Source organism: Streptomyces agglomeratus (assembly GCF_001746415.1).
In the GTDB taxonomy this organism is placed as follows: Bacteria; Actinomycetota; Actinomycetes; order Streptomycetales; family Streptomycetaceae; genus Streptomyces; species Streptomyces agglomeratus.
The window spans coordinates 5,470,317-5,495,773 of record NZ_MEHJ01000001.1; the positions used below are offsets into that span (position 1 = coordinate 5,470,317).

Annotated in this window: 24 protein-coding genes, 1 tRNA gene and 2 pseudogenes; 14 read left to right on the forward strand and 13 right to left on the reverse strand. The window is 70.8% G+C overall.

Translation table 11 applies throughout. The features are described 5' to 3' along the window. The first annotated feature begins 88 nt into the window (after positions 1-88). Positions 89-748 carry an O-methyltransferase gene (locus tag AS594_RS23795; protein WP_069935349.1) on the forward strand — a complete coding sequence of 220 codons (660 nt, stop codon included), beginning with the start codon at positions 89-91 and terminating at the stop codon, positions 746-748. 77 nt (positions 749-825) lie between these two features. On the opposite strand, the gene AS594_RS23800 is transcribed toward AS594_RS23795, so the two are convergent. The 3 genes from AS594_RS23800 to AS594_RS23810 all read right to left on the reverse strand — a co-directional run bounded on the left by AS594_RS23800 (position 826) and on the right by AS594_RS23810 (position 3,281). Further along, a complete protein-coding gene (locus AS594_RS23800; RefSeq protein ID WP_069930733.1) occupies positions 826-1,047 on the reverse strand; it encodes an FmdB family zinc ribbon protein in 222 nt (73 codons plus the stop codon). A 29-nt stretch (positions 1,048-1,076) separates the two neighbouring features. After that, positions 1,077-2,453: a coiled-coil domain-containing protein gene (locus tag AS594_RS23805; protein WP_069928922.1), complete on the reverse strand. Its 1,377-nt coding sequence runs from the start codon at positions 2,451-2,453 to the stop codon at positions 1,077-1,079. A 72-nt stretch (positions 2,454-2,525) separates the two neighbouring features. Beyond that, the gene (locus AS594_RS23810) at positions 2,526-3,281 is read right to left on the reverse strand and encodes a DUF4097 family beta strand repeat-containing protein (RefSeq protein WP_420877827.1); all 756 of its coding nucleotides are present in this window, start codon (positions 3,279-3,281) and stop codon (positions 2,526-2,528) included. A gap of 186 nt (positions 3,282-3,467) precedes the next feature. On the opposite strand from AS594_RS23810, the gene AS594_RS23815 reads away from it, so the two are divergent. The 5 genes from AS594_RS23815 (at position 3,468) to AS594_RS23835 (ending at position 7,630) form a co-directional block, all read left to right on the forward strand. Next, a tRNA-Val gene (locus AS594_RS23815) sits at positions 3,468-3,539 on the forward strand. A gap of 288 nt (positions 3,540-3,827) precedes the next feature. Beyond that, the gene (locus AS594_RS23820) at positions 3,828-4,055 is read left to right on the forward strand and encodes a hypothetical protein (protein WP_069930735.1); all 228 of its coding nucleotides are present in this window, start codon (positions 3,828-3,830) and stop codon (positions 4,053-4,055) included. Between the two features lie 387 nt (positions 4,056-4,442). Continuing rightward, a complete protein-coding gene (locus AS594_RS23825) occupies positions 4,443-5,519 on the forward strand; it encodes a sugar ABC transporter substrate-binding protein (RefSeq protein ID WP_069928923.1) in 1,077 nt (358 codons plus the stop codon). Between the two features lie 54 nt (positions 5,520-5,573). Continuing rightward, complete coding sequence (locus tag AS594_RS23830; protein WP_069930736.1) at positions 5,574-6,353, forward strand: ATP-binding cassette domain-containing protein; 780 nt, start codon at positions 5,574-5,576, stop codon at positions 6,351-6,353. Next, positions 6,350-7,630 (forward strand): sugar ABC transporter permease, encoded by a 1,281-nt coding sequence (locus AS594_RS23835; protein WP_069928924.1) that lies wholly within the window; start codon positions 6,350-6,352, stop codon positions 7,628-7,630. The genes AS594_RS23830 and AS594_RS23835 overlap by 4 nt, the downstream gene beginning before the upstream one ends. 85 nt (positions 7,631-7,715) lie before the next feature. Here the strand turns inward: AS594_RS23835 and AS594_RS43980 are convergent, their stop codons facing one another. Together AS594_RS43980 and AS594_RS23840 are read right to left on the reverse strand one after the other, a co-directional pair. After that, the gene (locus tag AS594_RS43980) at positions 7,716-8,096 is read right to left on the reverse strand and encodes a hypothetical protein (RefSeq protein ID WP_141743749.1); all 381 of its coding nucleotides are present in this window, start codon (positions 8,094-8,096) and stop codon (positions 7,716-7,718) included. Positions 8,097-8,225: 129 nt separating this feature from the next. Then, positions 8,226-9,490: pseudogene (locus tag AS594_RS23840) on the reverse strand (IS701 family transposase). A gap of 522 nt (positions 9,491-10,012) precedes the next feature. On the opposite strand from AS594_RS23840, the gene AS594_RS23845 reads away from it, so the two are divergent. Both AS594_RS23845 and AS594_RS23850 read left to right on the forward strand, forming a co-directional pair. Then, complete coding sequence (locus tag AS594_RS23845; RefSeq protein ID WP_069928925.1) at positions 10,013-10,414, forward strand: DUF4234 domain-containing protein; 402 nt, start codon at positions 10,013-10,015, stop codon at positions 10,412-10,414. Positions 10,415-10,463: 49 nt separating this feature from the next. Then, the gene (locus tag AS594_RS23850; protein ID WP_069928926.1) at positions 10,464-10,709 is read left to right on the forward strand and encodes a hypothetical protein; all 246 of its coding nucleotides are present in this window, start codon (positions 10,464-10,466) and stop codon (positions 10,707-10,709) included. A 121-nt stretch (positions 10,710-10,830) separates the two neighbouring features. Here the strand turns inward: AS594_RS23850 and AS594_RS47290 are convergent, their stop codons facing one another. After that, a complete protein-coding gene (locus tag AS594_RS47290; protein ID WP_256096869.1) occupies positions 10,831-10,962 on the reverse strand; it encodes a hypothetical protein in 132 nt (43 codons plus the stop codon). Between the two features lie 183 nt (positions 10,963-11,145). Between AS594_RS47290 and AS594_RS23855 the strand changes: the two genes are divergently transcribed. The 3 genes from AS594_RS23855 to AS594_RS23865 all read left to right on the forward strand — a co-directional run bounded on the left by AS594_RS23855 (position 11,146) and on the right by AS594_RS23865 (position 13,108). Continuing rightward, entirely contained in the window at positions 11,146-12,069 is a 924-nt protein-coding gene (locus tag AS594_RS23855; protein WP_069928927.1) for a MurR/RpiR family transcriptional regulator, read from the forward strand. A 347-nt stretch (positions 12,070-12,416) separates the two neighbouring features. Next, on the forward strand, positions 12,417-12,809 hold the full coding sequence (locus AS594_RS23860; protein ID WP_069928928.1) for a hypothetical protein: 393 nt from the start codon (positions 12,417-12,419) through the stop codon (positions 12,807-12,809). Between the two features lie 71 nt (positions 12,810-12,880). Continuing rightward, positions 12,881-13,108: a DUF2277 domain-containing protein gene (locus tag AS594_RS23865; RefSeq protein ID WP_069928929.1), complete on the forward strand. Its 228-nt coding sequence runs from the start codon at positions 12,881-12,883 to the stop codon at positions 13,106-13,108. 19 nt (positions 13,109-13,127) lie between these two features. Here the strand turns inward: AS594_RS23865 and AS594_RS23870 are convergent, their stop codons facing one another. The 4 genes from AS594_RS23870 to AS594_RS23885 all read right to left on the reverse strand — a co-directional run bounded on the left by AS594_RS23870 (position 13,128) and on the right by AS594_RS23885 (position 18,679). After that, the gene (locus AS594_RS23870; RefSeq protein ID WP_176741023.1) at positions 13,128-13,772 is read right to left on the reverse strand and encodes a DedA family protein; all 645 of its coding nucleotides are present in this window, start codon (positions 13,770-13,772) and stop codon (positions 13,128-13,130) included. Between the two features lie 249 nt (positions 13,773-14,021). Next, positions 14,022-15,995: an FAD/NAD(P)-binding protein gene (locus AS594_RS23875; RefSeq protein WP_240509281.1), complete on the reverse strand. Its 1,974-nt coding sequence runs from the start codon at positions 15,993-15,995 to the stop codon at positions 14,022-14,024. Between the two features lie 186 nt (positions 15,996-16,181). Next, on the reverse strand, positions 16,182-17,897 hold the full coding sequence (locus tag AS594_RS23880) for an alkaline phosphatase D family protein (RefSeq protein ID WP_069928931.1): 1,716 nt from the start codon (positions 17,895-17,897) through the stop codon (positions 16,182-16,184). Between the two features lie 92 nt (positions 17,898-17,989). After that, complete coding sequence (locus AS594_RS23885; RefSeq protein ID WP_079148881.1) at positions 17,990-18,679, reverse strand: HNH endonuclease family protein; 690 nt, start codon at positions 18,677-18,679, stop codon at positions 17,990-17,992. Between the two features lie 194 nt (positions 18,680-18,873). Between AS594_RS23885 and AS594_RS23890 the strand changes: the two genes are divergently transcribed. Continuing rightward, positions 18,874-19,713, forward strand: coding sequence for an ABC transporter permease (locus AS594_RS23890; protein WP_069928933.1), 840 nt, complete (start codon positions 18,874-18,876; stop codon positions 19,711-19,713). A 255-nt stretch (positions 19,714-19,968) separates the two neighbouring features. Then, positions 19,969-20,550: a TMEM165/GDT1 family protein gene (locus AS594_RS23895; RefSeq protein ID WP_069928934.1), complete on the forward strand. Its 582-nt coding sequence runs from the start codon at positions 19,969-19,971 to the stop codon at positions 20,548-20,550. A gap of 143 nt (positions 20,551-20,693) precedes the next feature. On the opposite strand, the gene AS594_RS23900 is transcribed toward AS594_RS23895, so the two are convergent. Beyond that, on the reverse strand, positions 20,694-21,359 hold the full coding sequence (locus AS594_RS23900; protein ID WP_069928935.1) for an HAD-IA family hydrolase: 666 nt from the start codon (positions 21,357-21,359) through the stop codon (positions 20,694-20,696). A 159-nt stretch (positions 21,360-21,518) separates the two neighbouring features. Then, the gene (locus AS594_RS23905) at positions 21,519-22,634 is read right to left on the reverse strand and encodes a peptidoglycan-binding domain-containing protein (RefSeq protein ID WP_069932255.1); all 1,116 of its coding nucleotides are present in this window, start codon (positions 22,632-22,634) and stop codon (positions 21,519-21,521) included. A gap of 168 nt (positions 22,635-22,802) precedes the next feature. Between AS594_RS23905 and AS594_RS23910 the strand changes: the two genes are divergently transcribed. Then, entirely contained in the window at positions 22,803-24,866 is a 2,064-nt protein-coding gene (locus tag AS594_RS23910) for an MDR family MFS transporter (RefSeq protein ID WP_069932254.1), read from the forward strand. Between the two features lie 82 nt (positions 24,867-24,948). Here AS594_RS23910 and AS594_RS23915 read toward each other — a convergent pair. Beyond that, positions 24,949-25,424, reverse strand: a pseudogene (locus AS594_RS23915) (GNAT family N-acetyltransferase). Positions 25,425-25,457: the final 33 nt, after the last annotated feature.

Here is a 25,457-nt window from a genome sequence, read left to right on the forward strand (position 1 = left end):
CTGCCGTGCGGGCGGGTCGGCGGGACCGGGCCGATGACGTGACTGGTGACTACTGTCCGGGAACGCGCCGACTACCGTGAGGAACGCGATGAGCAAGGGAAACAGCACTCCACTCACCGACGAGCTGTACGCCTACATGCTGGCGCACAACCCGCGGCTGGACACCGTGCAGCGGGAACTCGTAGAGACCACCTACCGGCAGTTTCCGGAGCACGCGGGCATGCAGTCGGCCGAGGAACAGGGGCCGCTGCTGGCCTTCCTGGTCCGGCTGACCGGGGCCCGGCACGTCGTCGAGATCGGTACGTTCACCGGCTTCTCCGCGCTGTCGATGGCGCGGGCCCTGCCCTCCGACGGCCGGCTGATCACGTGCGACGTGTCGCAGGAGTGGACGGAGTACGCACGCGAGGCATGGGCGAAGGCGGGCGTCGCCGACCGCGTCGAGCTGCGCATCGGCCCCGCCCTGGACACCCTGCGCGCGATGCCCGCCGAGCCGCACATCGATTTCGCCTACCTCGACGCGGACAAGGTGAACTACGTGCCGTACTGGGAGGAGTTGGTGCCCAGGATGCGGCAGGGCGGTGTGATCGCCACCGACAACGTCTTCTTCCACGGAGGCGTCACCGACCCGGACGCGACGGGTGCGGCGGCCGCGATCAAGGAGTTCAACGACCGGGTGACGGCCGACGAGCGCATGGAGAGCGTCATGATCCCCGTGGCGGACGGAGTGACGCTCTCGCGAAAGCGCTGATCGCGGCGGTAGCGCGTCCTCGCGAGCCCGTCCTCGGGAGGACGTCCGGCGCACCGCGCCGGCCGTCCCGCGCCGCCTCAGCCGCAGCATCCACCGCCGCAGCAGCCGCCGCCGCCACCTCCACCGGAAGGTGCGGGAGCGGCGGACCTGGCCGTTCCGCCCACGGCGACGGCGGACAGCAGCTTGACGGTGTCGTCGTGCCCGTCCGGGCAGGTGGCGGGCGCGGAGGACTCGGCCATCGGCCGGTTCAGCTCGAAGCTGGTGCCGCAGGAGCGGCAGCGGTACTCGTAACGGGGCATGCCCACAGGTTACTGAGTCATCGGGCCGTTCAGGAGCCCGCGCCCCGTTCCTCCCGGATGCCCGAGACGACCCGCGCCACCGTGCGCCGTACCCCCTCCATCTCCGTCAGGAAGTGCCAGTAGTCGGGGTGACGGCCTTCCAGACCCGCGACGGCCCGCTCCACCCGGGCCACCGAATCGTCCAGCGGGCGGGCATGGCGGGGGTCGGGCGTACTGCGACCGGCCATGGCCAGCCGCTGGGCGTCCCTGATCGCGAACCGCGTCCGCTCGATCTCGTGTTGCGGGTCCTTGGACACGGCGTTGAGCCGTTGCAGCCGGTCGCCGGCCGCCGAAACCGCCTCGTCGGTGGAGTTCAGCAGGGCACGGACCGTACTGAGCAGAGCGGTGGCGTCGGGCCACCGCTGCTCCTCGCGGGCCTTGACCGCCTCTTCGAGCTTCTCCTCGGCCTGGCGGACCGTGCTCGCCGTCTGCGCGGGCACGGCCTGAAGGTCCTGCCAGCACGCGGCGGTGAACCGGCGGCGCAGCTCACTCAGGATCGGCTCGACCTTGCCCGCCCGGGTCGTGAGCGCCTGCGCCCGGGTCCGCAGCGACACCAGCCGCCGGTCGATCTCCGCCGCCCGCTCCGGCAGCCGCTCGGCCTCGGTCCGCACGGCCTCCGCATCCCGGAGCACCCGGTCCGCGCGTTGCAGCGTCTCGGGCACGCCGTGCCGCCCCGCACCCTGGTTGAGCTTGGTCAGCTCGGGTGCGAGGGCGGCCAGCCGGGCCGCGAGATCGTCCGCCCTGAGGCCGGAGGTCCGTACCGCGTCGAGTGCGTTGCTCGCGGCGAGCAGCGCCTGGCGCGCCCGCTCCACCGCCGGGGCGAGCCGGGCGAGCTCCGTCTCCGCCGTGTCGAGCAGCGGCCCGAGTTCCTGTGCGTACCGGTCGAGCTCGCCCTTGACCCGTACCAGCTCGTCCTTCGCCCGGCTCAGCTCCGCGCGCGCCTTGGCGGCGGTGGCGGCTTCCAAGTCGTCGCGGTCGAGGTCATGGGCGTCGACGGCGGTGATGTACGTATGACTGACCTCGTCGATACGCCGCCCCAGCGCCGCGAAGTCCTCTACGGCCTTGCGGCCCCTGGGCGAGCTGTCCACCGCCGTGATCGTCTCGATCGAGATCCGGAGGTCGCGCTGGGCGGTGTCCAACTCGTAGAAGGCCGCCGCGGCGGCGTCCTTGGCGGCCTGGGCGTCGGCGCGCACGTTCTCCCCGCGGCCGCCGAACCACCGTCTCGTACCACCGCCGGCGAAAGCCAGGGGAAGCGCGGCGAGCAGCGGCACCGGCAGAAGCACGAGCGCGACGACATCCCTGACGGCACCCGCTTTCGTACGGCGGCGTACTCGCTGCGGGTACGGCTGCGCGTGTGTCGCCGTCACATCCCTCTCCCGTGCTGTGTCCGCCCCTGCCCGGTTCATTCTCCCACCAGTAAGGACGAACACACGGGCCTGTTAGTTCGCGCTTCGCAGCGTGACTTCCCCGTTGTCGCTCCGCGCCCGCACCACGTGCGGGCTGGCCGGGTCGCGCGGCACCTCGACCTTGACGTCGCCGTTGTCGCTCTTGGCGGTCACGCTGTACGTCGCCCGGGGCAGGTCGATACCGATCTCCCCGTTGTCGCTGACGCTCTCCACGAGGTCCGGGACGACGGTGAAGGCCATCCGGACACTCCCGTTGTCGGAGACCGCGTTCACCCGCTTGGACGAGATCCCCTCCGCGACGATGCCACCGTTGTCGCTGGTCAGCTCCAGGGGGCCGCTGGAGTCCTTGACAGTGACCGACCCGTTGTCGGAGCGCAGATTGAGAGCGGTGTCGAATCCGGAGGCCGTCACACTCCCGTTGTCGTCCTTGACGGTCACGGCGACTCCCCTCGGCACCTTCACCCGGTGCCACGCCTCGCAGTCGCTGACCATCGCGTCGCAGCGCTGGCGCAGCACGAGCTTCCCGTCCTTCAGCTCCCAGGTGGACTCGGGCCCCTCCCCGAGGACCACCCACCCGTCCGCGCGCCGCGTGACCTCCACGTCCTTCACATCGGCCGGAACGAGCTCCAGCGCCGAGTCGTCCGCGTCGATGGTCAGCGTGTCCCCACTGAACGGGAACGACCGCTCCTCGGGCGCCGCGTCCTTGGCCTCGGTGCCACAGCCGGTCAGGGCGACCACGCCGGCGACAGCCCCGGCGACGGCGAGAAACGTGCGGGTACGAAGTGCCACGGTGATCGATCCCCCAAGTAGTGCCACGTAATGAGCCTTCACCGTACGAACGGCCCCCACCCCGCGGCGATGCGGCCCACCACCGAACCGGGGTGGGGTTATCCCCACCGGCCCCCGAGGCGCCCGCGACCAGCCAACCGATTGCAAACCTTCTCCCCGGTCCATGTACGCTGTTCCCTCATCCACGGGTGCGTAGCTCAGGGGTAGAGCGCTGCTCTTACAAAGCAGATGTCGGCGGTTCGAAACCGTCCGCGCCCACCGGTACGAAGGCCCCCAGTCGATCACGGCTGGGGGCCTTCGGCATTCACTTCTGACACCAACCGGGGCGAGCGTCGTTCATGACGCTCGTCCGGTCACCCGGCCCATGGCCGTCACCTCGAATGGGTGTACTGAATTTAGTACAATTTGACCAGAACTCGCCATGCGTGCCCGGCTCTCGCCGAGGTGGTGGTGATGTTGAGCTGCCCGACGAGCCGGACGCAGGGGAAGAACGGCTGCGGACCCAGGAGCCCGGGCGGAGCCGCTGGTTGAGTGAAGGAGCGCGAGATGAGCAGGGCCATGTGGGGCCTGATCGCCGGAATGGCGCTCGGTTTCGCCGGGTACTTCGGTGGCTTCGAAGCCTTCCTGCTGGTGCTGGGGCTGGGCGCCGCCGGACTCGTGATCGGGCGGTTGCTGGAGGGTGACCTGGAACCGGGTGACTTCGTCCGCCGCCGTGACAGCGGGCAACGAATTCGCGATGACCAGCGACGGGCCCGGAGAGACTGGCGTCGGTGACCCAGGGAGGTCGATCGGCGCCGGCTGCCCCTCGCGGGGAGCGGGGTGCGACCACGGTCGACCTGATTTGCCGTGGGTGTCACGCGATGACGTGGCTTCTGTGTGGGAGAAGCGATGCCGGCGGTGACCCCGCTCTGGGGTGGCGCTGCTGAAGAAGTCCGAGCTGCGGGCCGAACGCGCCGTCCGGCGCAGGCCGGCCGGGTCGTTTCGTCGTGGTCGGCGCTGGGGTGCCGGGCGTTGGCGGGGCGGCTCGGGCGCGGGCCGTGAGTCGCCTTCATCCGCTTGCCGGTCCTAAAGTTGACGTTAATGTCGTTATATAGGCCAAATGTGCACCCTTGCTCCCCGAGCAGTTCCGGCGAAGGGAGGGGCGTACGGAAGGAGCCTCCCATGACGCGCATACTGCGGGGCGCGGTAGCCCTCGCCGGAGCCGTGGCCCTGTCCCTGGGAGCGGTGGCGACCGGCGGCGCGGCCCAGCCGACAGAAGACGACATAAAGATCGGTCTGCTGCTGCCGGAGAGCAAGACCACCCGGTACGAGAAGTTCGACCGGCCGTACATCGAGGAAAAGATCAAGGAACTGGCGCCCAACGCGCAGATCGACTACTACAACGCGGCCGAGAGCCCTACCACGCAGCAACAGCAGGTCAACACCGCTCTCGCCAAGGGTGACCAGGTGCTCATCCTCGACGCTGTGGACGCCAAGTCGATCCAGTCCTCCGTGGAGAAGGCCGCGGACGCGGGTGTCAAGGTCGTCGCGTACGACCGCCTCGCGCAGGGGCCCGTCGACTCCTACGTCTCGTACGACAACCGCAAGGTCGGCGAGTTGCAGGGCAGGGCGCTGCTGGAGGCGCTCGGTGACAAGGCCCAGGACGGCCAGATCGTGATGCACAACGGTTCCCCGACCGACCCGAACGCGGCCGAGTTCAAGGCCGGTGCCCACTCGGTGCTGGACGGCAAGGTGAAGATCGGCAAGGAGTACGACACGCCGAACTGGGACCCGAACAACGCCAACCAGCAGATGTCCGGCGCCATCAGCGCACTCGGCAAGGACAACATCGTCGGCGTCTACTCGGCCAACGACGGACTGGCCGCAGGCATCGCCACCGCCCTCAAGGCCGCCGGTATCAACGTGCCGTTGACCGGTCAGGACGCACAGCTCGACGCGATCCAGCGCATCCTTCTCGGCACGCAGACGATCACGATCGAGAAGCCGTACAAGCCGGAGGCCGACATCGCCGCCACGATGGCCGTGGACCTGGCCCAGGGCAAGGAACTCCCCGCCAACCTGACGCCCACCACCGTCACCAGCGGCAGCGGCGACAAGGTCCCGTCCACTCTGCTGACACCGGTCGTGGTCCACAAGAACAACATCAAGGACACGGTCGTCAAGGACGGCCTGTACACGGTCAACGAGATCTGCACGCCGACGTACGCCGCAGCCTGTGAGGAGGCCGGTCTCAAGTAGCCCGTGTTCCACCCCGACGGGGCGCTGCCCATACGAGCGGAGGAGGCGGTTCCGTTGCTGGACGGACCTGTGCTCACACTGCGAGGGATCTCCAAGCGGTTCGGCGCTGTCCAGGCGTTGTCCGGCTTCGACCTGGAAGTCCACGCCGGCGAGGTGGTGGCGCTTGTCGGTGACAACGGCGCCGGCAAGTCCACGGCGGTCAAGGCGATCGCCGGGGTGAACCCGCCGGACGAGGGCGTCATCGAATGGGAGGGCCGCCGGGTCACCATCAGCCGGCCCCACGACGCCCAGAACCTCGGCATCGCCACCGTCTACCAGGACTTGGCGCTGTGCGACAACCTGGACGTCGTCGGCAACCTCTTTCTCGGCCGCGAACTGCGCCGGTTCGGTGTGCTCGACGAAGTGCGCATGGACAGGCGTGCGCGCGAGCTGCTCGACACCCTGTCCATCCGCATTCCCAGCGTCCGTATCCCCGTCGCTTCCCTCTCCGGCGGACAGCGCCAGACGGTGGCCATCGCCCGCTCGCTGATCGGTGAACCGAGGGTCGTGATCCTGGACGAGCCGACCGCGGCCCTCGGCGTGGAGCAGACCGCCCAAGTCCTCGACCTGGTCGAACGGCTCCGCGACCGCGGCCTCGCGACCATCCTGATCAGCCACAACATGGTCGACGTGATGGCGGTCGCGGACCGGATCGCGGTCATGCGCCTCGGCCGGAACAACGGATTCTTCGACCGGCGCTCCACGACCACCGAGGAGATCATCTCCGCCATCACCGGGGCCACCGACAGCGCCGTCACACGCCGTGAGGCCCGCAAACGGGAGGAGGAGCGATGAGCCGTGACCGACGGGGCCCGGACGACGCCTCCACCCAGGAACCGGCACGCGACGCCCTGCCGGCCGTCGACACCCGCCTGCTCGTGCGCGAGGAAGGCGTCCGGGGATACCTCCGCGAGTTCGGGCGCAAGCTGCGCAGCGGTGAGCTGGGGTCCCTGCCCGTCGTCGTCGCGGTGATCGTCATCTGGACGGTGTTCGGAAGCCTGAACAGCACGTTCCTCTCCGCCCAGAACCTCTCCGACCTCAGTCAGCAGATCGTCGGCACCGGCATGATCGCCGTCGGTATCGTCTTCGTCCTGCTGCTCGGCGAGATCGACCTCTCCGTGGGCTCCGTCAGCGGCCTGTGCGCCGCCCTCTTCGCTGTGCTCAACGTGCTGAACGGCGTGAACGAGTGGCTGGCGCTCCTGATCGCCATAGCCGGTGGTGCGGCCGTCGGGCTTGTCCAGGGCTTCTTCTTCGCCAAGGTCGGCGTGCCGGCGTTCGTCGTCACCCTGGCGGGCAACCTCGCCTGGAACGGCCTCATGCTGCAAATCCTCGGCAGCAGCGGCACGGTCAACATCCCCAGCGAAAGCGTCGTCTCCAAGCTCTACTCGACCATCTTCCACAGCCCCGTCGCCGCCTATCTCGCGGCGGCCGTGGGGGTCGGGCTGCTCCTGGCGGCCTCGCTGCTGGACGCCGGGCGCCGCAAGGCGGCCGGCGTGCCGTTCAGGCCGCTCGGCGAGATCGTGCTGCGTACGGTCGTCATCGCCGCGATCGCCTTCACCGCCGCCTACATCCTGAATCTGTACCAGGGCCTGCCGCTGGCGCTGCTGATCTTCCTGATCCTGCTGGTGATTCTGGACTTCGTGCTGCGCCGCACCACGTACGGCCGCCAGGTCTTCGCCGTCGGCGGCAACATCGAGGGCGCGCGCCGGGCCGGTATCAGTGTGCCGTTCGTCCGGATGAGCGTCTTCTCGATCGCCGGCACCATGGCCGCGGTCGGCGGTGTCTTCCTGGCCGGACAGATTCAGTCCGCGAGCCAGACCTCCGGCGGCGGCAACCTGCTGATGAACGTCATCGCCGCGGCCGTCATCGGCGGCACGAGCCTGTTCGGCGGACGCGGCTCGGTGTGGTCCGCTCTGCTCGGGGCCCTGGTGATCGGGTCCATCCAGTCCGGGATGAACATCATGGGCCTCAGCAACGCCATTCAGTTCATGATCACGGGAGCGGTACTGCTCGCGGCCGTGGTCGTCGACTCGCTGTCCCGCAGGAGCCAGAAGGCCGCCGGCCGCGCGTGACCGTCGCCCGGCCCCGTGGCGGTCCCGGCGGCGGCGCGCCCCCCGGCCGTGACCGTGGCCGTGACCGCCGCCAGGCTCAACGTCGTCAGGCTTGAGCAGGATCCGAACCGCAGTAGAACAGCCGGCCGGGCTGCGCCGAGTCGTTCAGGCAGACCGTGAGCTTCAGAAGCTCCCCTTCGCGGATATCCACGGTCCGCGAAGTGCAATTACCATTTCCGCTGGCATTCAGGGTTGCGTAAATGGGACCGTCATGTCGGCGAAGAGTCGCCGTGGCGCCGTACCCATCCGCTTCGCCGTCACAAACGCTAACCTTATCTCCATCGTGTATGAAGCGTGCCACCCCGCCCTGCTCAACTCCCCAGTCGGTGGTACGGGCAAGCGCGTTGCTGCCGGCCCACGCGTTTCCGCTCAAAAGCAGGAACAAGCCTGCCGACATCGCGGCGGTGAGAGTGAGTCGCTTCTTCATTGTTCTTCCATTCCCTAGTAGGGCTTGGTCAGGTTGGGGTCGGTGTGGGTATGCCGCGGTGACATGTTGGGCAGGCGCCGGCCCAGGTGGCGAGGAGGGTCTGTAGCTCGCGGACGACGTGGTAGAGGCTCAGGCCGGCGCCGTGTCTTTTGGGGCTCTGGCCAGTCGTTGCAGGGTGCAGAAGGCGTGTGCCACGGAGACGAGGGTGACGTGGTGGTGCCACCCGTTCCAGGTGCGGCCCTCGAAGTGGGCCAGGCCCAGGGCCTGTTTCATCTCGCGGTAGTCGTGTTCGATGCGCCAGCGGAGCTTGGCCAGGCGGACCAGGGTGGTCAGCGGGGTGTCGGCGGGCAGGTCGGAGAGCCAGAACTGGACGGGTTCGGCCTGGTCGGCGGGCCACTCGGCGATGAGCCAGCACTCGGGCAGTTCCGGGCGGTCAACGGCTTGGCGGACCTCGCGTCCGGCGGGCCGGATCCGTAACGTCATGAACCGCGAGTACATCCGTTTGAAGCCGCTGCGGCCGGTGCCGGGCCGGGAGCCCTCACGCCACTGGACCGGCTTCGCCGCCTTCCGGCCTGCCGCGATGACCAGCTGTTTCACCGACTGCGGCTTGTCGGGGTACTTCGCCACCGGTGGGCGTCCGGTTCCGGAGTACGGCTCGGTCACGGGCACGGCTTCGCCGGGCTGAGCCGACAAGGTCGTGGAGATCCCCACGACGTAGTTCAGGCCGCGGGCTTGGAGGCCGTGCCGGAAGGCCGCCGCGTCGCCGTATCCGGCGTCCGCGACGGCCAGCGGCACCTCGATGCCCCACGAGCGGGTCTCATCGAGCATGTCGAGTGCGAGCTGCCACTTCTCCACATGCCCGATGTCGTCGGGAATGCCGCAGGCGGTGCGGCGGGTGACCTTGGCAGGATCGGCCTTCGCGGACCCGGGCGCCCAGGTCTCGGGCAGGAACAGCCTCCAGTTGACCGCCGCCGACGCGTGGTCGGACGCCAGGTGCAGGGATACACCGACCTGGCAGTTGGTGACCTTGCCGGCGGTGCCGGTGTACTGCCGCGACACACACGCCGAGGCATTGCCGTCTTTGAGGAACCCGGTGTCGTCGAAGACCAGCACGGTGGGCCGGATGGCCTTCTCCATCCTCCACGCCAGCCGGGCCCGCACATGCGCGGGGTCCCACGGGCTGGTGGTGATGAAGTGGGCCAGGGCCTGCCGGTTCCCGTCCTCCCCGAGCCGGGCGGCCATCGGCTCGACCGACTTGCGCTGCCCGTCCGTGAGCAGGCCCCGGAGATAGACCTGCCCCACCGACGCTGGTCGTTCCTCGCGAACGGCTCGAAAACCTCCGCCGCGAAATCCTCCAACTCACCACGCACAGCAACAATCTCATCCGGAGTCACACCCCCTCAACGCAACACCGGGCCAGAAGGAAACGCTCAACCACAACCAACCTGACCAAGCCCTACTAGTAGCCGCTTTATTCGAGTGCTGCCCGCACTGGCTGACCCCGGTGGTCTGCGTCCCCCGGGGTCGGCAGGCGAAGATCGCGACACTCGATATCGCAAGCGTCGCTTTCGTGGTACCGCAAACCAGTGTTGTTCGCCCGAACCTCTTGCGTCTCCGCTTTTATTTCTTGTCGCTGCGTGCATCCTTTTTCGATATTGAGTGAATCATTGAGTGATGGCAGGTGCGAGCGATTTGAGTAAAGCTTGAGCTTCAGGTCGGTCGGCCAATTTTGGTTCATTTGTAAATCAGCTCGACCCCGTACCGAATTCCCATGGCGAGGTACGAGCCTGCCCCCGGTGGCCGCGATGTGGCGGGCTGTTGTGGTGAGCTGCTTGCCCGTTTCCCTGTCGGCCGCGTGCATGTGGTGCGGGCTGTGGGCGGGCGTGCTGCACTGGGATCAGTAGAGGAGGTGTGTCGTGTCAGGTCTTGTAGGCAAGCCCCGGAACATCTTTCTCGTCTGGCTGGTCTGGCCGTTGATCACGCTGGGCATCTACCACCTCGTCTGGTACTACAAGGTGAATCGCGAGGCCCGGGACTTCGACCGGCGGATCGAGGTCAATCCGGTGTACGCCGTTCTGGCTGTCACCGTGGGGTTCCTGGTGATCGTTCCGCCGTTCGTGTCGGTGTTCAACACCGGTCAGCGCATCGCGCGAATGCAGCAGTCGGCCGGGTTGCGGCGCACCTGCAACCCCTGGATCGGGCTCATCCTCATGATCGTCGCTGGTCTCCACTCGCTCTACTACCAACACGAGCTGAACCAGATCTGGGACCGCTATCAGAACGTGGCGGAGGGCGAGCGGGTCCCCCTTGCGGCGTGAGCCGTTCATCGTGGCGACCGGGCGGCAGGTCAGGGAGCACACTGGGCGTATGGCCCTACCTGAAACGCATCAGTGCTCGACCTGCTCGGACGGCGCCGCGCAGGACACCGTTCTCCATCAGGACCTCGTCGTCGGAGCACCGCTGTCCATGGAGGACCTCACCGACGCGCAGCGCCTCGACCGGTTCGCCCGCAAATACGCCCACGACGGTTGTGAGGTCAGAGAGGTCCGCCGGGTTCCGCACGACAATCTGAGTGGTTACGCCTGGGCCGTCAGCTTCACCGAGACCGCCTGACGCGCCCACCACGACGACGGCCCCCAGCCGACAGGACGGGGGCCTTCGCCGTGCACGCTGGGCGGAGTCCCCCATATCCCTTACGTCCGTATCGGTGGGGCACTCAGCATCGGTGGGGCACTCAGCCCGGCCACAGGGTGAGCAGCGCGACCATCAGCAGGACCAGCAGCGCCCAGCCGAGCACTCCGGTTTTCCGGCGCTGCGGGTTGCGTCCCTGGGGCCATTCGCCGGCCTCGTGCGGAGTGTCTCCCATGGCCGAGCAGCATACGACCTCTCGTCCGCGCGGTGTCGGGAGCCGTCGAACGGCCGCCTCGACGTCCGGTGCGGAGTGCGGTCACCCCGCCCGGAATTCTGCCCGTACGGCTTGATCGATCGGAGGTGCGTCGCGAGGGGTGGGCTATGTTGAGCACCAGTGGGACGAGAGGGAGGCACACCGGTGCCATCACGGCAGCAGGCACGTGCACAGGCGTCTGCGATCACGCCTGGTAAGCGGTCTCCGGGTACGGAGGCCACTCCCACGGACAGAGTCCGGGCGCTCTTCGGCGGACACCGGCTTTCCCCCGCACAGCGGCGTATCGCCCAGTACATCGTCGACCACCTCACCGAAGCCGCGTTCTTGTCGATCACGGATCTGGCGGAGCGCGTGGGGGTGAGCCAGCCGTCGGTGACGCGATTCGCGTCCTCCCTGGGGTTCAGCGGGTTTCCCGCTCTCCGGGAGGCTCTTCAGCCCATCGCGCTCAGCTCCGTCGCCGGCGCACCGGACACGCGCGAGGAGATCCGCCGCAACGAGCTCCAGGCGGCCGTCGATGCGGAGATCGAGAATCTGGAGAGTCTGCGGCGCACCCTCGCCGACCCCGGCCGGGTGCTCGACATCGGCCGGGAGCTGGCCCGTTCCATGCCTCTGACGGTGCTGGGGCTTCGGATCTCGGTGTCGCTGGCGGAGTACTTCGCATACGCGGCGCGCCGGATTCATCCCGACGTACGGCTGGTGACCCGCGGTGGCAGCGTCGCCTACGACGCGCTGCTCCAGTCGCGCGAGGCGGGCGGGACCTGGGTGGTGGCGTTCGCGATGCCCCGGCACGCCAACGAGACGCTGGCCGCGATGCAGGCCGCCCGCAGCACGGGGCTGCGCGTCGCGCTGATCACCGACCTGACCCTCGGGTCGCTCGTGGAGGAGGCCGATGTGGCCCTCACGGCCGGCACCGGCTCCCGCCTCGTCTTCGACTCCTACTCGGCGCCGGGAGTCCTGTCGGCGGCCGTCCTCCAGGCCATGGCGGACGCCGACCCCGTGCGTACGCAGTCGCGTCTCGAAGGGTACGAGCAGGTCGCCGAGCAGCACGATTTCTTCCTCGAGGACTGACCGGCCCCGGTCCGAGGGCTGACCGGCGCGGTCCCGGTCGTCACGCAACGGGCCTTTCATGACACGGAGGGTATGAATTTTTTCATACCCTTGCGTACTCGGCGGTATATATGTTTACTGCGTGAGGCCGGTCGGCGCCTTCGCGCTTCACATACTTCACAGAATTGGGCACCCCGGGCGACGCGTTCCTCCTCACGCCGCCCGGGGATGGTCCATCAGGGTGCTCCGCTTTCCTCGGCGGACGCCCCCCTTGGCGGTCCCGGTCTACCCCTGGGCCGGGACCGCCACATATTCCGCGGCACCCCGCGATCAGAGCCCGTCCCCCATTTTTCGCCGGAGCGACGACGATGTCCCAGACCCTCTCCCCGATCAGCCCGGACTGGCCCTGTCAGGTCAAGGTTCCGGGCAGTCGCGACTGGGAGCGCACGGCGACCCGATGGCTGCGCGACCTGCTGCCGGCCCGGTACGCCGGGTACTCGACGCTCACCCGCCATCCCGTACTCCTCGCCCGCCACGCTCAGCTCCAGGTCGAGCACGAGATCCGGGCCGTGCGCGTCGCGCTGCGGACCTGCCGGGCGGAACTGCCCACCGTCGGCGTCGCCGAGGCGGTCATCGAGGGAACCATCAAGATGTACGCCGTCGAGCTGGAGCAGCTCAACCGCCTCGCCCGCGCCGTCCGGCTCATCACCGAAGCGCTCCTCGCCGGCACCGGTGCCGGGCGCGGCTGGCCCGGTCGCTGAAAAGCTCTGAAAGGCCGCTGAAAGTCCCCACGGCCGTGCCGGCGGCGGGGGTGCGGGGATACCGTCGTGTTATGTGCCGCAGCATCAAGACGCTTCGCCCGCCCGTCCTCCCCGAAGAGGCCACCGACGAGGACATGCACGCCGCTGCCTTGCAGTACGTGCGCAAGGTCTCCGGATTCCGGGTGCCCGCCGCTCACAACCGCGAGGTCTTCGACCGGGCCGTCGCCGAAGTGACCGAGGCGACCCGCAAGCTCCTCGACGGCCTCGAAGTGCGCGGAGCGGTCAAGCAGAAGTCGTAGTAACGGGGCCTGGCCGCTCTCAGGTCGTGGCGGGAGCCGGCGCCGGTGCCGGGGCCGGCCGGCGTACGAACATGGCTGCCAGCGAGCCCGCCACGAACAGTGCCAGCAGCGAAACCGCCGCGCCCAGCCAGGAGGCGCCCAGCAGCTGGCCGCCGAAGTAGCCGAGGCCCACGCTGTAACCGGCCCACGCCACGCCCGCCAGGACGGACCACGGCAGGAACTCCTTCACCTTGCGGTGCGCCGCGCCCGCGCCGAGGGAGACCACGGAGCGGCCCGCAGGGGCGAAGCGGGCGATGACGACGAGGATGCCGCCGCCGCGGCTGAGCGCTGCGCCGAGACGTTCCTGCGCGGTGGTCAGGCGGCGGGAGCGGGCGATGGCCCGGTCGAGCCGTGCGCCGCCGCGCCAGGCCAGCCGGTACGCCGCGAGGTCGCCCAGTACGGACGCGGTCGCCGCGCACGCCAGCAGCGCGAGGATGTCCGGCACCTGGTGCGCGACCTGGCCGGCGGCCACGACGGTGGTGGAGCCGGCCGCGGCGGCGGTGGCCGCCGTGATCACCAGCACTCCGCTGGGCAGGACGGGCAGAAAAACATCCATGACCACGCAGAACGCGATCACGGCGTAAATCCATGGGCTGCCGGTCAGCGCCCCCACACTTTCGAACAACGTGACTCCCCGGTTCGTAACAACGCCGCGACGTCGCAGGGGAGCGGCAGGGGCGGCTGTACAGCCATACAGCGTACGCCTGCCATATCGGCGGAGATCGTCAGGGGCCCGGCGATGTTGGACATGTCACGTTCAATGGGGGGACGGGAATACGGCGGGGCACAGGGGCCGCCAAGGTCGGGTAACAGCGCCCGGACAGGTCGCTCGGGTCGCTCAGGTCGCTCGGGTCGCTCGGGCCGCTCGGGCCGGTCAGGTCGGTGTGCGGTCCGCCGTCTGCGGGGAAGCGGCCAGGACCGCCGCCGCGCGTCGTCGCGTCGCCGCCGCCCGCAGTGCCGCCCGCGCCACCGCGTCCGCGTCCGTCAGTGTCACCGAGTCCACCCCCGGCCTGGCGCCCGCCGCCGTCACCCAGTGCACGCCCTCCGTGGGCACCCCGAACGCGAACCGCCCTGGGTGCGCCCGTCCGTGACGGTCAATCAGATGGTACGGGCGGCGCGTGACGTCGAGGCCGCCCGTCTCGTACCCGTCGACGGTGTGGGGCCGGCACTCGCCGGTCCGCAGGAGCCGGGCGAGGAGCTCGTCGGAGGTACGCCGCAGATCGGGTTCCGGCAGCCGCGCCTCGACGAGGGTGGTGGCGCGGACCTCGGACCCCGCTATGTCGGGGGAGCGGGCGACGAAGGCGTCGCCGGTCGTCTCCACCGTCATGCGCGGGCCGATCACGTCCAGCACGCCCGCCTCGATCAGCGCCGTCATCTCCTCGATCCTGCGGCGCGGCGGCCCGATCGAGAGGAACGCGTTCAGCGGGGTGTACCACCGGTCGAGGTGGTCGCGGCGGGAGGCGCCGGACAGACCGGCGTGGTCCACGATCTGCCGCAGCTCGTTGCGCAGGTCGCGCAGTACGTCGAGGGCCGCCTTGCGCGGACCGGCGACATTGCCGAGCGCTGCGTGCGCCGCGTCCCGCCGCAGATGGCGCAGCAGCCAGGCGCGGTGGTCCGCCGGGTCGCGGAAGGTCACTCCGGCGTACGGGCGGGCCGTCAGGTCCCAGCACCAGCGCTCGCCGTGCGGTATGCCGAACTCGCCGAGGACGTCCGCCTCCTGGGCACTGCCGTGCGCGGTGGCGAGGAAACGCCCGCGAAAGCCGGTGCCCCGCGCGGCGGCACCGAGCAGCACCTCGTAATAGACCGTCTCCACCTCCTTCGCGACCAGCGGCCATATCGCGGTCAGGAAGTCGGGCGGATTTCCCGCGTCCGCGCGGGCACGGAATGCCGCGATCACGCGCGGGGTGAGGAGCAGCGGCTCGTGCCTGCCGTACGGGCCCTTCGCGTTGTCGCCGCGCGCCTGGTGCGGTACGCCGCGCCGCGATCCCGCGTACAGGCGGGGCTCGCGGCCCGAAGGGTGGTAGACGAGGCCGCCGCCGGGGGCGCGGGTGAACGTTCCGCCGCGTCCCGCCGTCAACAGCGCCATGTGGTCGAAGAAGTTGAGGCCGAGGCCGCGCAGCAGGACGGGTTCGCCGGGTGCGAGGGCGGAGAGGTCCAGGTCGGCGGGGTTCGCGGGAGGCAGGTGGCGCAGGCCGTGGCGGGCCGCGTGCGAGGCGAGGTACGCGTCCGACTCGTCCGGGCGCACCGGCAGATGGCCCTGGGCGAGGACGACCGCGCCCAGACCGGTGAGCGTCTCGCCGGTATCGAGTACCAGGCTCTGCGTGGAGTCGGGGGCGTCCATCAGCCTCACGGCGCGGGCCTGATGGACAACCACGGTCACCGAGTCGGGGGCGCCGCGCACCACTTGGCCGAACACCCACTCCAGGTAGCGGCCGTAGCACGCCCGGGTCGGATAGTCGTCCGGGCCGGGCGCGTGACCGCCGGGCGCCTCGCTGCCCCTGGAGGCGGCCCATTCGTACAGGCTCGGGCCGGGACGTACCGGACCCTCGCAGGCGACGCTCGCGTCGGTGAAGAGGGTGACCTGCGAGGCGACCGTGTTCATCAGCAGCTCGGCGGGCTGTCCGGTGCGCCACACCTGGCCCGCCCCCGGCGGCGCCGGGTCGACGACGTGCACCGTCAGCCGGGTGTCCGGGGCCAGCGCGGGTACGGAGGCGCAGAGCCTTTCGAGCACGCTGGTGCCGCGCGGGCCGGCGCCCACGACGGCGAGGGCTTGGTGCACTGCGGACAAAGCGGTGACTCCCGGGGCGAGCGTGGTGTGGAGGCGCTGGAAGCGGAGGGTCCGCATCATCATGCCGGTGGAGTGCGGGATGTCGTAGCCCTGCCGGACAGGATCACCGCCGCTGTGGGAAGGATCACGAGACGGCCGCGGGAGGGACCGCCGGGGGCGGCCCCGGGACCCGGTTCAGGGCGGCGGCCGAGGGACCCGGTTCGTGCGGTCCCGGGACCCCGTTCGCGGGGGCGGTCCGGGGCCCCGTCACGTCCGCACCGCGTGATCCGCGCCGGGGTCCGCCAGTTCCCTCTCCAGTACGGTCGCCAGTACCGGCCGCGCCCCCTTCCTCGCGCGTGCCTGGTCCAGCCGCAGCACCGCTGACCGGCCGCGCAGCGTCAGGGTCATCAGCTGGTTGCCGAACCAGGGGCCCGACGTCTTCCGCCAGTCGATCCGCGGCTCGCCGGCCCGCCCGTGCCGTGCCAGGAAGCGGCCGAGACGGCGGCCCACCCCGCTCCAGCCGAAGCGGAACCCGAGCCGTATCGAAGCCGGAATGCTGTTGTGCACGGGCGAGCAGGTCAGTTGGAGCACCCGCGCCGCCGGACCGCCCCCGCCGTGCCAGTCCGGCTCGGCGACGTACGCGTGATGAACGTCGCCGGACAGCACGCAGACGGTCGCCGGCGCGGCGGGGCCCGAACCCGCCTCCGCGATCAGATCCGTCAGCTCGTCGAAGGACGACGGGAACGCCGCCCAGTGCTCCAGGTCCGATCTGCGGCGCAGGTCCTCACCGATGCGCGCCCAGCGCCCGCCCGGACCGCCGCGTTCGCCCCGGCACAGGGCCGCGTTCCAGCCCTCGGCGTCATGGATGAGCGGCGGCAGCAGCCACGGCAGGGAGGTCCCGATCAGCAGGTGGTCGTACGATCCCCGGTCCTCCAGCGCCTGGTCCCGCAGCCACCGCGCCTCGGTCTCGTCGAGCATCGCGCGCCGGTGCTCCTCCAGGACGCGGGCCGCCCGGGTGTCGACCATGAGCAGCCGCACCCGTCCGAAGTCGCGCCGGTAGCTCCAGCGCACGCGGGACGGTTCGGCGTCGGCCAGGGCCGCGAACGCGCGCAGCCGGTCCGTCCCGTCGGGGGCCGCCCGTACGGCCGCGAACAGCCCGTCGGCCGCCAGCTCGGCCGGTGTGAGGTTCCCCAGGTGCTGGTAGACCCAGTAGGACATCAGGCCGCTGAGGACCCGCTCGTGCCACCACGGGGTGGTGCGCATCTGCGACAGCCAGGACGCGCTGGTGTTCCAGTCGTCTATCACGTCGTGGTCGTCGAAGATCATGCAGCTGGGAACGGTGGAGAGCAGCCAGCGCACCTCCGGGTCCAGCCAGGACTCGTAGTACAGCCGGGTGTACTCCTCGAAGTCCGCGACCTCCGCGCCGGGCGGCTCCCGCAGATCGCGCCGGGCCGCCAGCCAGTTCCGCGTGGCCTGCGACGTCTCGTCGGCGTACACCTGGTCGCCGAGCAGTACCAGCACGTCGGGGCGGAGCGCCGAGGGGTCCGTCGCGAGGCTCGCGGCGAGCGTGTCCAGGGCGTCGGGTCCCACCGGGTCGTGCTCGCCCTCGGCCGGTGCGGCCCACCGGCAGGAACCGAAGGAGACGCGTACCTCCTCGGCGGGCCCGGCGGGTGTCCGGATGGTGCTCGGCGGGAAGCGGGAGTCCTCCGGGGGCCACACCCGCCGCCCGTCGAGCAGCACCTCGTACGCCGTCTCGGAGCCGGGGCGCAGCCCGGTCACGGTGATCAGCGCGTAATGGTGCCCGGCGATCTGGAACGTACGGGACGAACCGCCCGCGCCCCCGGCAGGGCCCGCGCCGTCCGCGCCGTCGTCGCACCGCACCTGCGCCGTGCACGGCCGGTCCGCCTCGATCCAGACGGTCGCGGTGTCACCGGCCTCGCGGTCGACGTACCGCAGCAGTGGTCCCAGCCGAAGCCCGGCCATAAGTCGTCCTCCTCAGTCGCCCCGTACGGTACGGAACGACGGAGGGGGATGGCGAGGTTCCTGCGTTTTCCGGTCCGGTGCTGGTCAGAGGTTCAGCAGGCGTTCAACACGCCCTGGAGCGCGCTCTTCTCGGCCGAGTCCACGGTCAGGTTCCAGTGGTGCTTCACGTGCACCCACATCCGGGCGTACGTGCAGCGGTACGCGGTGCGCGACGGCAGCCATTCCGCCGGGTCCAGGTCGCTCTTGGCCTGGTTGACGTTGTCGGTGACGGCGATGAGCTGCGGGCGCGTCAGGTCGTTGGCGAAGGACTGCCGCTGGGCGGTCGTCCAGCCGCTGGCGCCGGAGCGCCATGCCTCGGCGAGCGCCACCACGTGGTCGATGTCGAGGTCGGAGGCGGCGGTCCAGGTGGCGCCGTCGTACTCGGAGTACCAACTGCCGCTCACGGCGGCGCAGCTGGAGTCCTGCTGGACGTTCGTACCGTCGCGCTTGAGGACGACTTCACGGGTGTTGCAGGCGCCGGACTGCGTGATCCAGTGCGGGAACTTGTCGCGGCTGTAGCCGGTCGACGAACCCTCGGCGCGCTCGGTCAGCGCGGCGAGGTACGTGCGGGCGATGGCGGCGCTCACGGGAGTGGGCGGGGCGGCCTGGGCGGTGGGGGCGGTGAGCAGGAGGCTCGTGCCGGTGAGCGCGGCGGTGGCGGTGAGCACGGCTATTCGGCGGGTTCGGCCCATGGCTCGGCGCACCGCTCGGCCGGCCGCTCGACGCGCGTAGACACCTGACATGCGAACTCCCTTGATGTGGGGGGGGCGGCCGAAGCCGCGCCGGGGCTGGGACTGCCCGTCGCCGGGCTCGGTCATCGTGGCGGCGCCAGGTTGCCGGGGGATGGGCAGCGGGTAACAGCGTGACGACATGAGCACGTCACATCAAGAGGTACTGACATCCCGACACCGTTCCTTCACCGCCATAGAGTTGAGCGGTGCCCGCTCCGCCAGCGACCCCCCTCGCCGCCGACGCCCAGGTCCTGCTGCCCGTGAACCTCACCCTCGGAGCGGTTCTCGCGGTGCTGCTCGCGGTCGCCGTGACGGTGGTCGCCTGCGCCCGCCTGTCGGACGACGGCTCCCGCCGCCGGGCCCGGTCGGTCGCCACCGCAGGGCTGCGGGCCGCCGTCCAGCTCGCCGCCGTGTCGCTGCTGATCGGCTGGGTCGTACGCTCCGGATGGCTGCTGCTCGCGTTCCTCGCCCTGATGTACGCCGTCGCCGTACGCACCGCCGGACGCCGCGTCACGCCCAACGCCACCTGGTGGTGGGCCGCCCTGCCGATCGCCGCCGGTGTCTTCCCCGTCGTGGCCGCGCTCGTACTCACCGGGCTCGTGCCGCCCGACGGTATCGCGCTCGTCCCCGTCACGGGCATCCTCATCGGCGGCGCGCTCACCGCGACGGTCCTGGGCGGGCGGCGCGCCCTCGACGAGCTCCGGACGCGGCACGGGGAAGTGGAGGCCGCGATGGCGCTCGGCTTCCTGGACCGCGACGCCAGGCTGGAGATCGCCCGGCCCGCCGCCTCCGACGCGCTGCTGCCCGGCCTCGACCAGACCCGGACCGTGGGCCTGGTCACCCTGCCCGGCGCCTTCGTCGGCATGCTGCTGGGCGGCGCGTCTCCGCTGCTCGCCGGGGTGGTCCAGCTGTTCGTCCTGGTCGCCCTGCTCGCGGTGCAGGCGATCGCGGTCGCGGCGGTGCTGGAACTGGTGGCGCGGGGGCGGCTGCACCGGCGGGGCGCGGAGGCGGGGGAGGGGGAGGGGGCGCGGGACCCAGGGCCCTGACCGGGCCCGGGGACGGTCGCGTACCCTGTTCGGAGCAGAAGGGGAGTAGCTCTTCGCCGGACCGTCGACATACTGCTGAGCACGCCTCAGCCGGCGCCCGGAGGCGGACAGGGGTCCAGCAGGATTCCGGCCCGCCAGCGAGACCTTCGGCCGCAGTGTTGTTGTCTTTTACGACGCCGCCGTGCCGAAGCGACCCCTGATTCACGCAGGTTTCTCTCGGTACGGGCAGCCCGACCGATTGAGGAACCCCACCCCATGATCAGTTTCACCATCATGGCGATCGCCTTCGGCACCGTCTTCCTGGCCGAACTTCCCGACAAGACCGCCCTGGCCGGCCTCATGCTCGGCACCCGCTACCGCGCCTCCTACGTCTTCGCGGGCGTCGCGGCCGCCTTCGCCGTGCACGTGGCCCTCGCCATCGCGGCGGGCAGCGTACTGACGCTGCTGCCGCACCGGCTCGTGCAGGCGGTCGTGGGTGTCCTCTTCCTCGCGGGCGCGCTGGTGCTGCTCTTCAAGAAGGACGAGGGCGAGGAGGAGATCAAGGCGCCCGCCGACCAGTCCTTCTGGAAGGTCTCGGGCGCGGGCTTCATGCTCATCCTCGTGGCCGAGTTCGGCGACCTCACCCAGATCATGACGGCCACCCTGGCGGCCCGCTACGACAACCCGGTGTCCGTGGGCGTGGGCGCGGTACTGGCCCTGTGGGCGGTCGCGGGCATCGGCATCGTGGGCGGCCGCACGCTCATGAAGTACGTACCCCTGAGCCTCATCACGAAGGTGGCGGCGGCGCTGATGCTGGCACTAGCGGCGTTCAGCCTCTACGAGGCGATCGCCGGGTGACGTCGGGCCGTACGGGCCCGTACGGGCGGCTCGGGCGGTACGGGGCCTGTACGGCCGGCTCGGGCGGGTGACGGCCCGTACGGCCGGGCTGGGCGGTAAGGGCCCGTACGGCCGGCCCAGGCGGTAACGGCCCGTACGGCGGCTCAGGCGGTGATGTGCAGCCGCATCGTGCCGTCGGGCAGCGCCTCGATCCGTACCTGCGTGAGGTCGTCCACATGCGCCGTGGGGCGGTGGACGGCCGCGCGCGGCCCCACACCCACCACGCGCATCCCGGCCGCCACGCCCGCCGCGATGCCCGCTTCCGAGTCCTCGAAGACGACGCAGTCGGCCGGGGAGTGCCCGAGCTCGACGGCGCCCTTCAGGAAGCCCTCGGGGTCCGGCTTGCTCGCGCCCACCAGCTCGGCGGTGACGCGCGTGACCGGCATCGCCAGCCCTGCCGCGCCCATGCGGGCCTGGGCCAGCGCCTCGTCGGCCGAGGTGACCAGGGCGTGCGGGAGGCCCGCCAGCGCGGCCATGAAGGCGGGGGCGCCGGGGACCGGCACGACGCCGTCGACGTCGGCGGTCTCCTGTGCAAGGAGCTCGCGGTTCTCGGCGTGATTCCGCTCGACGGGGCGGTCCGGGAGGAGTACGGCCATGGTCGCGTACCCCTGGCGGCCGTGGACGACCTTGAGGGCCGCTTCCGGGTCCAGGCCGTGTGCCTCGGCCCAGCGGCGCCAGACGCGCTCCACCACGGCGTCGGAGTTCACCAGCGTCCCGTCCATGTCCAGCAGGAGCGCGCGGGCGTTCAGAACGGTGGTGGTGGCCGGCATCGGCGTACTCCAGAGGCGGACGAAAGAGAACAAGCGGCCCCGCCCGCCGGTCAGGGAAAACGGGCGGAGGCCACTTTGTTCCATCACGATACAAAACGAAAGGGGGTAGCGCCACCCCACCCCCCCCGTCCAGGCCGCCGTGACCCTCGTGAGGCTGCCTCAGGGCTCCTGCGTCTCCGCCTCCAGCGCGCGCCGCGTGTGGGGGCCGTAGGTGCCCTCGGGGTCGCCCTCGATGGACTTGTACGACTGGTACGTGCGCACGGCTTCCTCCACCCGCTCGTTGAAGCGGCCGTTGCGCGGGCCGTTGTAGAGCCACACCTGTGCCAGCCGGTCCTGGAGTTCCGTGACCTCGGGACCACGGGCGCCCCTGCTCAGCACGGTTCCGGCGGCGGGCTCGGGCGACTGCTCCACCGCGTCGGTGGCCCGTACGGTCGACGCCGACACCGCAGCGGTCGGCGCGGCGGACTTCGACGAGCCGGGCAGCGCGCCGACGGCGGAGGCACCGGCCACAGCCGGCGAGGCCGACGCCGATACGGAAGCGGACGCCGAAGCGGAGCCCGAGGCGGAAGCGGACGCCGAGGCGGAAGCGGACGGGAGCGCGGACGGCGATCCCGCACCGGTCCGCGACGCGGACGCCTCGGGGGCGTCGCTGACGCTCGGGGCGCCGGTCACCATGTCCGGCAGCGCGCGGTCCCGCTCGTCGGCCTCGGAGAACAGTCCGCCGGCGAACGCCGCGATGCCCACGACGGCGACGGCGGCCGCCCCCACCGCGAGCCACACGGCCGGTCCCCTGCGCTGTTCCGGCAGCGGTGCGGCGGACCCCCGCTCGAAGTCGAGTTCGTAGCCGTTGCCGAAGCCGGAGTCAGAACCGGAACCGGAATCGAAGTCGGAACCGGAAACGGAACCGGAACGGTACTCCCGGCCCTCCCCGGCGCCGCTCTCCGGGCCCCTCACCACGCCCAGCGTCATCGTCGCCGCACCGCCGTCGGGCTCACCCTCGGCGTACGGCTGCGCCGACGGTGACGGCGGCAACGACGCATAGCCGTCGTGCGCACCCGGCATACCCGGCGCGGCAGGAGCATGCGGCGAGTCCGGTCCCTCGAACGTCACGTAGGGCCGTATCCGCAGCGGATGGAAGTCCGCCGCCGCTGCTTCGGCCGAGCGCTCGGCCCGTGCGGCCTCCGCCGCCCACTCCGCGCACCCGCAGCCGGGTCTGCCGTCTTCGGACGCGGCACCCCGGTCCGTACCGCACTCGGGACATATGTGTCCGTTCACCGTGGGTCCCCTCCCTCGAACTGCCAGCGATTATGCAGACCGGCCGACGGGATGCCCAGCGGGGTCCGGCGGGGCCCCGCGCGGGGCCGGCCGACTCGGCAGGCCATATCCGCCCACAACGATCAGGATGGAAGGTGCACGACTCCCTGGGGACCCGAGGAGCAGCCCATGGCCCAGCAACCGAGCGGCGCCCCCGCCGCCACCCCGGTGGCCGGCCCCGGCACGGGCACGGGCGACAGCCGACGGACCGTTGTGGCAGCCATCGGAGCGCTGCTGCTCGGCATGTTGCTCGCCGCGCTCGACCAGACCATCGTCTCCACCGCGCTGCCGACGATCGTCAGCGAACTCGGCGGCATGGAGCACCTGTCCTGGGTCGTCACGGCCTACATGCTCGCCGCCACCGCGGTCACACCCCTGTGGGGCAAACTCGGCGACCAGTACGGCCGCAAGAAGCTCTTCCAGGCCGCGATCGTCATCTTCCTGATCGGCTCGGCGCTGTGCGGCGTCGCGCAGGACATGTCGCAGCTCATCGGCTTCCGCGCGGTCCAGGGCCTGGGCGGCGGCGGCCTGATGGTGCTGTCCATGGCGATCGTCGGCGACCTCGTGCCGCCACGCGAACGCGGCAAGTACCAGGGCCTGTTCGGCGCGGTCTTCGGCGCGACCAGCGTCCTGGGGCCGCTGCTCGGCGGGCTCTTCACCCAACACCTGAGCTGGCGCTGGGTCTTCTACATCAACCTCCCCATCGGCGTCGTCGCCCTCCTCGTGATCGCCGCCGTACTGCACATCCCGGTCCGCTCCTCCCGCCACACCATCGACTACCTCGGCACCGCCCTCATCGCCTCCGTCGCCGTCTGCCTCGTCCTCGTCGCCTCACTCGGCGGCACCACCTGGGACTGGGGCTCGGCGCAGATCATCGGGCTGGCCGTCCTCGGCGCCGTACTGCTCGTGTGGTTCGTGCGCGTCGAACGCGAGGCCGCCGAGCCGGTCCTGCCGCTGAAGCTCTTCAAGCTCCGTACGTTCACGCTCGTCGCCGTCATCAGCTTCGTCGTCGGCTTCGCGATGTTCGGCGCGATGGTCTACCTGCCGACGTTCCTCCAGGTCGTCCAGGGCGTCACCCCCACCATGTCCGGTGTGCACATGCTGCCGATGGTGCTCGGCATGCTGCTCACCTCCACCGCGTCCGGCCAGATCGTCAGCCGTACGGGCCGCTGGAAGGTGTTCCCGATCGCCGGTACGGGCATCACCGCCCTCGGCCTGCTCCTCCTGCACCAGTTGACGGAGACCACCGGAGCCTGGGAGATGAGCGCCTTCTTCTTCGTCTTCGGCGCCGGACTCGGCCTGGTCATGCAGGTGCTGGTGCTCGTCGCGCAGAACGCCGTCCGTTACGAGGACCTGGGCGTCGCCACCTCCGGTGCGACCTTCTTCCGCTCCATCGGCGCGTCCTTCGGCGTCGCCGTCTTCGGCACGATCTTCGCCAACCGGCTGATCGACAAACTCGACACCGCGCTCGCCGGGCAGCAACTGCCGCCCGGCATCGGCCCCGAGCAGGTCGCGGCCGACCCCCGGGACATCGCGCTGCTGCCGCCCGGACTGCGCCCCGCGGTGCTGCACGCGTACTCCACGTCCATCACCGACGTCTTCCTCTACGCCTCGCCCGTCGTGCTGATCGCCTTCGTGGTGGCCTGGTTCCTCCGGGAGGACAGGCTGCGCAGGTCGGTGACGGCGCCCGACACCGGCCAGACGCTGGCGTCCAACCCGGTCGAGCGTTCCTCGTACGACGAATGCGTGCGAGCCCTGTCGGTGCTCGCCACGCGCGAGGGGCGCCGCAGGATCTACGAGACGATCACCGCCAGGGCGGGCTACGACCTGCTGCCCGCGGCCAGTTGGCTTCTGCTGCGCATCAAACGCGCGGGAGCCGTCGAACCCGCCCTGCTCGCCGATGTCACGCCCGTACCGCTGCGGGTCGTCACCGAGGCGTCCCGGCAGCTGGAGGAGCGCGGGTTCGCCCGGCGCGAAGGGCTGCGGATGGTCCTGACGGACAAGGGCACGGAGGCCGCCGCGAAGCTCACCACGGCGCGCGAGGAGTCCCTGGCCGAGCTGCTGGGCGACTGGTGGGGGCCCGACCGTCCCACCGACCTGATCAAGCTGGTCGAGGAGTTGACCGCCGAGGTGAGCGGCTCCGACGAGGACCGCCCGGACACCCGGGGCCCGACGCCCGACCACCACCTGTGAAACCCGCCGGCAGCCGAGCCCTGCCTGCCACGAGCCGGCGGGCTCCGGCCCGCCGGGCGGGCGGGAGCCGGGCCGCGCGGGCTCAGAGTGACTTGGCGAACCAGTGCTCGGCGTACGGGCCCTGGTTGAACGCCGGCACCTCGTCGTACCCGTGCCGCGCGTACAGCGCGCGTGCCTCCACCAGGTCGTTGCGGGTGTCCAGGCGGACGCGCCCGACGCCCAGATCGCGGGCCGCCGCCTCCGCCGTGGCCAGCAGCAGCCCGCCGCCGCCGGTGCCCCGGAAGGCGGGCCGTACGTACACCCGAGTCAGCTCGGCGACGCCCGGGTCCACCACGCGCAGCCCGGCGCAGGCCGCGGCCGTCCCGCCGTACCGGCCGACGACGAACTCGCCCGTGGGGCGCGCGAGAAGCTCGACGCCGTCGTCGGCCAGCCCCTCGTCGATCTCCCGGGCCGTGGCGGGCCGGCCCCAGTAACGGCCGGCCACCTCGCCGTAGTAGTCGCGGCGCAGGGCCGTCGACTCGGGGGTGTCGTAGCGCTCGGGGTCACAGTCCAGGTCATGGTCATTTCTGTACCGGTCCGCCCGTTCGTTTG